This window comes from Rhodothermales bacterium, assembly GCA_034439735.1.
Lineage (GTDB): Bacteria > Bacteroidota > Rhodothermia > Rhodothermales > JAHQVL01 > JAWKNW01.
Map to the genome: position 1 here is coordinate 25396 of JAWXAX010000074.1, position 9605 is coordinate 35000.

A 9605-nucleotide genomic window follows, 5' to 3' on the forward strand; every position below is an offset into this window, starting at 1 on the left:
TCATACACAACCGTCGCACGCCGCCACGAACCTTGTCGCTACTTCACCTTGAGCACGTCGTCGATCGTCTCGACGATGTGACCGACCAGGCCGTAGACTTTTGCATCTTCGGCCGTCAGCCAGAAATTCCGGTTGGTGTCTTTTTCGATTCGCGCCAGCGGCTGTGTAGTTTGTCGGGCGAAAATCTGATTCAGCCGATGCCGCATCTTGATGATTTCCTCGGCCTCGATCTCGATATCGCTGGCCGTCCCACCCGCGCCTCCCGCCGGCTGATGCAGCAGGAAACGTGTGTTCGGGAGGCAGAACCGGTCCGTGACAGGCACAGACACAAAGATAAGCGCGCCGGCGCTGGCAACCCAACCCGTACCGATGATCCGAACACGCGGCCGGATGAAACGGATCATGTCGTGAATTGTGTCGCCCGATTCCACATGCCCGCCCTGCGAGTTGATGAACATGGTAATGTCGTCGTCCGACGAAGCCGCCATCCCGATGAGTTGCGCGATCACACTGGACGCGCGGCGCTGGTTGATTTCGCCGCTGATAATGATCGTCCGGGATTCGAAAAGCCGACTTGTCAGGTTATTAGAGATTTTTTCGACGTCTTTTTCTTCCATACAGGTAGTCTTCTTCGGATAAGAGGTGCGTTCGGCAATGCGAACATCGGTCACTTGAGACGGTCCCTTCAACATGAATCGGTGCCGCAGGTTGCCACTTGTGTCGCGGGCAACAAAAATGCCCAATGTTGAACCGAGGCCGGCGCGGCGCCCATTGCCCGGGTCCGGATCGCGGCGATACGGGTTGAGTCCTGGTCGGCTCGTGATCGATCGCATCACGGCATGCCGGCTTCCGCATACACCCGCCCCATTGAGACGATGCGGCTGGAACATTTGATGAAGCAGTTCGATTAGCCTGCTTCATCCCGCCTCCTGGCGCTTACCACAACAGCCCGGTTTAGATCGTCGACAGGCGATCGATCCTTATGCTGAGGGCCCTTTGTGACATGGCACCCTGTGGTTGACCGGCATCGACGTCATCCACCTCTCCCGCTGCTGGATATTCCCCATTTTATGCCTGGCCTGGTTCTTGAGAACCCGCAAGGCACCTACAGGCTAACGATTGCCGCCCAGGCAACCCATCTGTTATGACTCGATTTCTAGCTGGTGTACTGTTGGGTCTGCTGGTGGCAGGCCCGCTTTCGGCCCCCAATACATACGCTCAGGAAACTTATAAAGGCAGTCGACTCTCCGAAGCGGCGCTCGCGGCGCCCTCGCCGGCTAAATCCGGTATACGGGGTCAGGTAGCGTGCGCTCAAGGCAAGGCCGGTGAATACCCCTGCTTGAATGCCGATCTCATGTCCTTCATGTCCTTCACGGACCTGGTCGGCACCCTCAGCCCTACGACCAACGAGGCGAACGATGTGTGGGGATGGACGGACCCTGAGACCGGCGTAGAATATGTGCTGCTTGGCCTGGAACACGGTACGGCCTTCGTAGACATCAGCGACCCCGAAGCACCGTTCACCGTCGGATTTTTGCCATCGACCAACGTGCAGCGCGGCGAGATGCGCGGCATCGTGCCGCAACCCTATTACTCCGTCTGGCGCGATATCAAGGTCTACGCCAACCACGCGTTTGTTGTCGCCGATGCTTCCAATACGCACGGGATGCAGGTGTTCGACCTTACCCGGCTTCGTGGCGTGGCTAGCCCTCCCGTCACGTTCGACAATACGGCGCTGTATACCGGCATCGCGAGCGCCCATAATCTGGTCATCAACGAGGATACGGGTTTTGCTTACGCGGTCGGTTCCAACTCGGGCGGCACGACCTGCGGCGGCGGGCTCCATATGATCGATATCCGGACACCGGCGGCGCCATTATCCGCCGGTTGCTTCGCGGATATCCTCACCGGCCGCAGCGGCACCGGCTATACACACGACGCCCAATGCGTCATCTACCATGGGCCCGACACCGACTATACCGGCCACGAAATCTGTATCGGCTCGAACGAAACGATGGTCAGCGTGGCCGACGTAACCGACAAGGCGAACCCGGTCGCGATCAGCCGGATCTCCTATCCCGGCGCGGCTTACATCCACCAGGGTTGGCTTACAGAGGATCACCGCTATTTCTTTCAGGACGATGAACTCGACGAACTGAACCAGTTCACCAGCCGAACGCGCACGCTGGTGTGGGATCTGTCGGATCTGGACGATCCGCTATATTTTTCCGATTTCCTTTCGTCGCAGGCGTCGATCGATCACAACCAGTATGTCCGTGGCAACTTGCTCTATCAATCCAACTATTCGAGCGGCCTGCGGATCTACAACATCGCGGATGTAGAGACACCCGTCGAGGTCGGCTACTTCGATACGCGTCCGACGGATGGCGCGATTACGTTTACGGGCAGCTGGAGTAACTACCCCTATTTCGAAAGCGGCATCGTGGCCGTCTCGAGCATCGACGAAGGGCTCTTCCTGGTCCGTCCCACGGGTACGGCTGTAGATACGGCCGCCGAACAACCTGACCCTACCGGTGCCTTCCAGCTTTCGCCGGCTTACCCCAATCCGTTTACCGACGTATCCCGCGTGTCCCTATCTGTCGATGAAAGCGCTCTGTTGACCGTGGAGGTCTTCGATATACTGGGCCGGCAGGTCGCCACCCTGTACCAGGGCACCGTGGCCGGGGGATCGACACTTTTGCTCGATTTCGTCGCGGGCGACCTACCCGATGGCCACTACCTTATCCGGGCCCGCAGCGGGGAAGCGACGGTATCGCGCCTCGCCGTCATCCTTCGGTAAACCGCTCGTCCCCAAGACCTTTTCTACTTCGAGCTCCGACTGGGATCCGCGGGTGCATGCCGGCGGATCCCTTTTCGTATTTGCTGGCGCATGAAACATCCGGGCCCCATCTGTCATACGCTTAGACGCCCGGGATATGTGTGTCCTTGTCTTCCAATAGACTTGGCTCGTCTACTTAAAGTAAAATTTTAACGAGGGGCTACTTCCTTTGGGCGTGATGCCCTATATTTTGAGCGCTTATGCTGAGCATATCTTGCTCGATGCCATCTTCAAGGCTATGAAAAGAACCTGTTCCGTCCCGCTGCCCATTCTGCTCCTCTTCAGTGTAATCGGCCTGATCTCCGGTTGTGAGCTAACGAATGCGCCTCCGCCTTTCGACCGATTTGATGTCGAGGACATCATCTACACCCAGCACATCCAACCGATCTTTAACGAGAAGTGCACGCGGTGTCACGCCGGCCCGGACGCCGCCAACGGCCTCCGACTGAATACATGGGAAAACCTGATCGCCGGCTCCGACGATGGCGAATCCATCATTGCCTATGACGGCGATAAAAGCCTGCTCATCGGGATGACATCGCGTCTCGTCGGTGGTCCGCATCCTTTTGAGCAAGAGGCTGCTGATACCCTCACGACGCAGGAAGTCAACTTCATAAAGCGCTGGATTGACTTCGGCGCCCGGTTTGACGGTGGTATTATCCCGTATGCCGACGCCACGCAACTCTTGTATGTCCCGAACGAAAACGACGCGTTGATCTCTGTGATCGATGCTGAAAGCCAACTGGTGATACGCAATGTGGACCTTGTGGCCGACTTCCGTCTCTCACCAAACTCCCGCCCGACTCACGTCGTGATCGATCCTGACAGCAATCACTGGTACGTTTCGCTGAGCGGCATCAATCGTGTGCTCAAGCTGGATCGTCTGAATACGTTGGTGGGCCAGGTGGAAATCGAGACGCCAGGTCTTCTGGCTGTACACCCGCGAGAAGACCTGCTATTTGTAAGCCGCGCCCAGTCGGCCGTCAATCCGCCCCCGAAAATCGGGGTGATCGAGCGGTCGACGATGACACTGCGTGAAGTCGATATCCCGTCCTCACGGCCCTATGCCCTGGTAGCCGATCCGCGCGGAGGTTTCGTCTATACAGGCAGCCTGATGGAAAACCGCATCATGAGCATCAATACGCAGACTGACGCGGTCACTTTTACGCTGCTCGCGTCCCCGTTTCATTCCTTTGGTCAGTTCGCCATTTCCCCCGAGGGCACCCGTACCGTGCTCTCCGGTCAGCTGACGAACCAACTCCTCATCATGGACTCGAGCGCGCCGGGGTCGTTTGTCCGAATAGGCGACATTGAGCTCGGGACACGACCAGGACATCCGGTGTTTTCCCCGGACGGACGGTTTGTATACGTGGGGAATGGCGGCGCCAACACGGTCTCCGTGATCGATGTGGATACTCGAACGATCTCAGCTACCATCGAGGGTCATGGTCTCGCTGAGCCCTTCGGCAGTGCCATCTCTCCGGACGGTCGTTTCCTCTTTGTGTCCAACCGGAATTCGAGCAAGCTCTACACGCCCCGTTTTAACCTGGGCACTAACGACGGCATTGGCACGGTCACCGTGATCAATACGGAAACGAACCAGATCGAGCGCGTCATCGAAGTCGGTCGTGCGCCGGGCGCTTTGTCGCAGATCATGTTTTGAGCCGATTCGTTAACAGCAGGCAGCCTTTGATCGATCGGTTCTGCGGATCGGGGCGTATATAGTTCCGGTTGGGCTCCGGTCGCCTCTTATACGCGGCCGGCCTGTGTCAGACGATGACTCCACCACGTGAGCGCGGAGACGGCGACAAATCCGGCAGTCGCCAGCAAAAGGATCAGACCAATCGGGTCCGTTGGTGCGGGAGCATGCAATGTGCCGGCGCTTTGCCAGGGCCACAGTGCACGAAGGGAGCCGATCATAAGACCTACAAGGGCAGCCATCGTGCGATCATGCTGGCGTTCCAGGAGCCACTTGAGCAGATTGGAGAACAGGCCGAGACCTGTAGCGGCGCCGGCTATAAAGACGCCGACATACAGCAACTCGCGCTCATGCAACGCCTTCAATGTCGGTTCATACATCCCGAGGACGAGGAGTAGGAAGGCTCCGCTGATTCCAGGGAGGATCATGGCGCAAATGGCGATCATCGCGGCGCCGAAAACTTGAAGCAGAGTGGGTTCCGGCACTACAGCGGGTGCTAGACCCGTCAATACAAAGGCCGCCAGGGCCATACTGGTGGCCAGCATATATCCGGAAGCGTTCATGCGCCCCATGCGCGACCAGGGAATGGCTACCGATGCAGCGATCAAACCAAAAAACAGGCCTTTGCTCTGGAGAGGGTAGGTCTCGAGCAGATGTGGGATGAAGCTGGCGCCGATCAGGATGGCCGAGACGATACCGGAGCCAAGGGATAAAAAAAAGACCCACTCCACCCGCGCCAGATGAAGGCGCACCTCGGCCATGTTAAAACGCAACAGGGCGAGGACGGCATGAAAACAGGAACTGATCGCATTCACGAGGCGCTCGTATATCCCCACGACCAGAGCGACCGTACCGCCGCTGACCCCCGGGATGATGTCGGCGCCGCCCATCAATAGCCCCTGGGCGAAATGGAGTAGCCCGGACCGTAAGCTCCTTCTCGGTGTCGTGTTAAGATGCACGTAGATCTCCCTGATGATAAAGATAGATAGGGGTGGAAAGCCACCAGTGGAGATTCGTTTCAGCGATTGGACCGGGCGGTAAGAAATGCCAAAAATCGCCATCGAGTAAGCCTTCAGCTATCCAATCCCAGTTCTCGTCGAATGCGCGCGTCTCGATAGAGCTCCGGATAAGTCTGTCGGAACTCCTCCTTCTTCTTCGGATCCAGCGAGAAGGCGCGTTTCAATGACCGAATGCTTTCGTCAGGCCGGCCCAGCGCAAATAGTGCCTTCGCTTGCTGGAAATAGGAACTCGCGTGATTGGGCTCGAGGGTGAGGGCGTTGTTGTACGCGTGCAGGGCCTCTTCCAGGCGCTGGGCTTCGAAGAGGGTCTCTGCGTAATCCAACCAGGCCTCCCGATTGGCCGGCTCCATGCGAACCACCGTCTCGTAGGATTCCAGCGACTCGTCGATGAGGCCGGCGTTGTACTCGCAATCCGCTTTTGCATACCAGAGATCCGCGGACCGAGGAGTCAGGTGAACCGCCTTCTGGTAAAACTCCAGTGCCTCGAAAAAACGCTCCTGCGCGTCGAAGCAACAACCAAGTCCGTACCAGGCTTCCGCATACTGAGGGTCCTTCAACAAGGCCTTCTCAAAGCAGGCGATCGCCTGGGGATACTCCTGTAATTCTTCGTACGCGAGCGCAATATTGTAAAAGGTGGCGGCGTCGCCATCCTCTAGTTTTATGACCTGCTCATAGCTTTCAATCGCACCCCGAAGATCCCCCACATTCGCCTGGGCGTTGCCTTTATTATAATAGGCCGACGCGAACTCCTCGTTGATCACGAGCGCCATATCGTATGACTGTACCGCCTCCGCGAATCGGTTCATCCGATTCAGGACAATGCCCCTGTTGTACCAAGCGTCATACGAATACGGGTCGATCTCAATGTGGCGATCGTAACAGGAGAGGCTCTTTTCATCCTCGGCTAACCTGTCGAAGCAGTATCCAAGTTCGTACCAGACTTCCGGGTGCTCCGGGTTCAACTCCACGCACGCATAAAACGCTTCGATCGCTTGTTCGAGCAGATCCGCCCGCTCCAGGGTCACGCCCCGATTAAACAAGGCGTCCTCGTTGAGTGGATCGATCTCGAGCGCCGTCTGATAGGACTTGAGAGCCTCTTCCGTACGTCCCAGGCTGTCTAGCGTGATGCCCATGTTGATAATCGTCTCCGGATCGGAGGGATTTAGCGTCATGGCCTTCTCATAAGCCGTCATCGCATCTGCGTGGCGGTTCATATTATTCAGGAGAATACCGCGTCGCATCCACGCATCGGATGAGTAGGGCTGTGTCTCGAGAATACGGTCGATAGCACCGAGGGCATCCCCAAATCGCCCCAATTCGAAATAAAACGTCGCAATTTCCTCAAGGGCGTCCGAATCGAAATACGTGCCTGCCCCACCCTGTTCGTAGGCATGAACGAGGTCTTGCACGCTGAAATTCTCATCCGAGTCTTCGAGGTCGTCGTAGCCGAAATCGAACATGCTCATCGGGCGCAGATTAAGGTTATAGCAGAGAGGCTGCGCGAATGGACTGACCGGTGTATCGAGATCTTAAGCAGTATGCGCCAAAAGGTTCACGAAGTATACCGGGCCAGGGGCCATTTTGCAACATGATTACAGGATGCTCTCGTTCCGAATCGGAAGAGAGACCTAATTTAGGCGATCCGTGAGGGCGCTTTTTCCAATTCTGTCATGTAGTTTTGGATGAGGGCCATGATATATGCCGGGTTTGATGGTCTCAGCAGAGCCGGTCGCAGGCGCGCGCCTTCTATTCATATCGTCAAGCCGGCCGCCCGGTTAAGCTAGGCCTGTTGATGTGCCCGGGGGCGCCTTCACAACGCCAGTCCGTGTGTTAGGGTGAAATCACGAGTCATGCCGGGTTGTTATTCGAGGTGGGTATGTTGATCAGTTTCGAGGGTATCGACGGCAGTGGAAAGAGTACGCAGGTTGCGCTGCTGAAGCAAAGGCTTGAAGCACAGGGGTATGTGGTGGATCTCGTCCGAGAGCCGGGCGGAACCCCGCTCTCGGAACGAATACGGACGCTTTTACTAGACCCCGCGTTAGTCGTAGATCCCATGACGGAGTTATTACTGTTTTCTGCGTCGCGGGCGCAGCTGGTTAGAGAGCATCTGCAGCCGAGTCTGGCAAAAGGCAATATTGTGATTTGTGATCGGTTCTTTGACTCGACGACCGTCTATCAAGGTGCGGGCCGAGGTCTTGACCGGGACGGCTGGCTCGACGGGTTTAATAGAAGAGTGACAGGCGGGCTCGTTCCTTCGCGTACGTATCTCATCGATATGGATCCGGACGAGGCCCTGCGTCGGAGAGCGGCGCGGGGCGGTAAGGCCGCGCGAGATCGCATGGAACAGGCAGACCCGGAATTTTATGCTCGGATTGTCAATGCTTATCGCGCCCTCGCTCGCGCCGAGCCTGCGCGCTGGTGCGTGATCGATGGTCGTCGTTCCATCGAAGAAATCGCTCAGCACGTATGGTCTGACCTGAACATGCCGGCCAATCACTCTAGGAACACCCCTCGATAGAGGCCGTTCTTCCTGCATTCCAGGCGCAGCAGTAGCTGACGCGTTATTTAGTGCACATTACGCTCAGATACGGGTCTACCCGGAACGACCAGGCCATCTATGCCCCAGCTTCCTCAGAAACAGCTTGATGAAGTGCGTACGATCTTCAGCGCATTTCTGAAGCGCCGGAACCAGCGTCAGACGCCTGAGCGATACGCCGTTCTGGACGAGGTGTATGAGACTGACGACCATTTCGATGCTGATGAGCTCTACATCAGGCTGAAACAGCGGGGATCGAGCGTTAGCCGCGCGACCGTTTATAACACGCTGGAGCTACTGATCGACTGCGACCTGGTCGTGCGCCACCAGTTTGGTTCGAACCAGGCAAAGTATGAACGAGCTTACAGCTACTGGCAACATGATCATCTTATTTGTATGGATTGTAATGAGCTCTTCGAGTTCTGCGATCCGCGATTACAGGGCGTTCAAGAGATGATTGCCGACATTTTCAAGTTTGACATCAAACACCACTCGCTGAATCTATACGGTCATTGCCGTCGGGAGCAATGCCCGAATAAAACCGTCTAAGTACATTCTTTGTTTATTTTCCCGCGTGTCGTACGATACGGTAGGATATCTGATGGGGGCTTGGCGGAAGCGTCGGATTTCCTTTATTTATGGATCAGGATAGTGTATTACAGTGATAGATATGAGACGCTACCTCACCAGTCTCGCCTTATTGATCGTCGTCAGTGCGGCATCGCCCCTATCTTCAGGGAAGGTCCAGTTGACCTTTTTCCGGGTCTCCGAAGACCCCGGGGGGATGGTGGTTAGCTGGCAGACGGATGCCGAGGAGGAGGTTCGCGAGTATGAGTTGCAGCGAATGACACGGTTTACAAACGACCGGTTCATCAAAGTCGAGTCCTTCCAGCCTCATGGCGTCGACAAGGCTTATACCTTCAAGGACACACAGATTTTCAAAACGAGCACGGAACAGGTCGATTATCAGCTCGAAGTCGTCTATTCGAACGGTCTGCGCGAGTTACTCGCACGAGAGCAGGTTAATTACACGTCAACGGCTATCCGGCGTACCTGGGGAAGTATCAAAGCTATGTTTCAGTAGATTTCCTGTGCTGCTGCGCAGATCTTAGTATGCCTCGAACCCTGATTTTGTCTGGAGAACGCGTCCGCAGGACGATCAATCGACTGGCTTTCGAAGTAATAGAGCATAATCGGGGAGTGGAAAATCTGGTCATTGTGGGGGTCCGCAGCGGAGGAACCGGTCTTGCCGAGGCGCTCGCCGCGCACATTCATCACAATGAAGGGCATGCCGTACGTGTGGAGCACCTTGATGTAACCGAATACAGAGACGATCGGGATCGTACCGTCCCTCGCCCTGCACCGCTGGCCAGGCCGGCCACGATCGATGATCGGGATGTGTTGCTGGTTGACGACGTACTCTTTACGGGCCGCACAGCGCGTGCAGCGCTGGACGCCATCGTACATCTAGGTCGCCCGCGCTCCATCCAGCTTCTTGTACTGATCGACCGC

Annotated in this window: 9 protein-coding genes (1 of these 9 running past the window's edge); 6 read left to right on the plus strand and 3 right to left on the minus strand. The window is 56.6% G+C overall.

What is annotated here, in order from left to right:
* Positions 1-38 precede the first annotated feature (38 nt).
* Positions 39-833 carry an ATP-dependent Clp protease proteolytic subunit gene (locus tag SH809_05650; protein MDZ4699174.1) on the minus strand — a complete coding sequence of 265 codons (795 nt, stop codon included), beginning with the start codon at positions 831-833 and terminating at the stop codon, positions 39-41.
* A 311-nt stretch (positions 834-1144) separates the two neighbouring features.
* On the opposite strand from SH809_05650, the gene SH809_05655 reads away from it, so the two are divergent.
* Both SH809_05655 and SH809_05660 read left to right on the plus strand, forming a co-directional pair.
* Positions 1145-2800, plus strand: coding sequence for a choice-of-anchor B family protein (locus tag SH809_05655; GenBank protein ID MDZ4699175.1), 1656 nt, complete (start codon positions 1145-1147; stop codon positions 2798-2800).
* A 277-nt stretch (positions 2801-3077) separates the two neighbouring features.
* Entirely contained in the window at positions 3078-4502 is a 1425-nt protein-coding gene (locus SH809_05660) for a beta-propeller fold lactonase family protein (protein ID MDZ4699176.1), read from the plus strand.
* 86 nt (positions 4503-4588) lie between these two features.
* Here the strand turns inward: SH809_05660 and SH809_05665 are convergent, their stop codons facing one another.
* Positions 4589-5599: a DUF368 domain-containing protein gene (locus SH809_05665; GenBank protein ID MDZ4699177.1), complete on the minus strand. Its 1011-nt coding sequence runs from the start codon at positions 5597-5599 to the stop codon at positions 4589-4591.
* 11 nt (positions 5600-5610) lie between these two features.
* Positions 5611-7023, minus strand: coding sequence for a tetratricopeptide repeat protein (locus tag SH809_05670; GenBank protein MDZ4699178.1), 1413 nt, complete (start codon positions 7021-7023; stop codon positions 5611-5613).
* Between the two features lie 410 nt (positions 7024-7433).
* On the opposite strand from SH809_05670, the gene tmk reads away from it, so the two are divergent.
* From tmk to pyrR, 4 genes are all read left to right on the plus strand, one after another.
* The gene (gene tmk / locus SH809_05675; GenBank protein ID MDZ4699179.1) at positions 7434-8075 is read left to right on the plus strand and encodes a dTMP kinase; all 642 of its coding nucleotides are present in this window, start codon (positions 7434-7436) and stop codon (positions 8073-8075) included.
* A gap of 99 nt (positions 8076-8174) precedes the next feature.
* On the plus strand, positions 8175-8642 hold the full coding sequence (locus tag SH809_05680; GenBank protein ID MDZ4699180.1) for a transcriptional repressor: 468 nt from the start codon (positions 8175-8177) through the stop codon (positions 8640-8642).
* Positions 8643-8763: 121 nt separating this feature from the next.
* Positions 8764-9177: a hypothetical protein gene (locus SH809_05685; GenBank protein MDZ4699181.1), complete on the plus strand. Its 414-nt coding sequence runs from the start codon at positions 8764-8766 to the stop codon at positions 9175-9177.
* Between the two features lie 29 nt (positions 9178-9206).
* Positions 9207-9605, plus strand: partial view of a bifunctional pyr operon transcriptional regulator/uracil phosphoribosyltransferase PyrR gene (gene pyrR / locus SH809_05690; GenBank protein ID MDZ4699182.1) — the 5' portion only. Its footprint extends 117 nt past the window's final position; 399 of the gene's 516 nt are visible here — the first part of the coding sequence; its start codon is at positions 9207-9209; its stop codon lies off the right edge, out of view.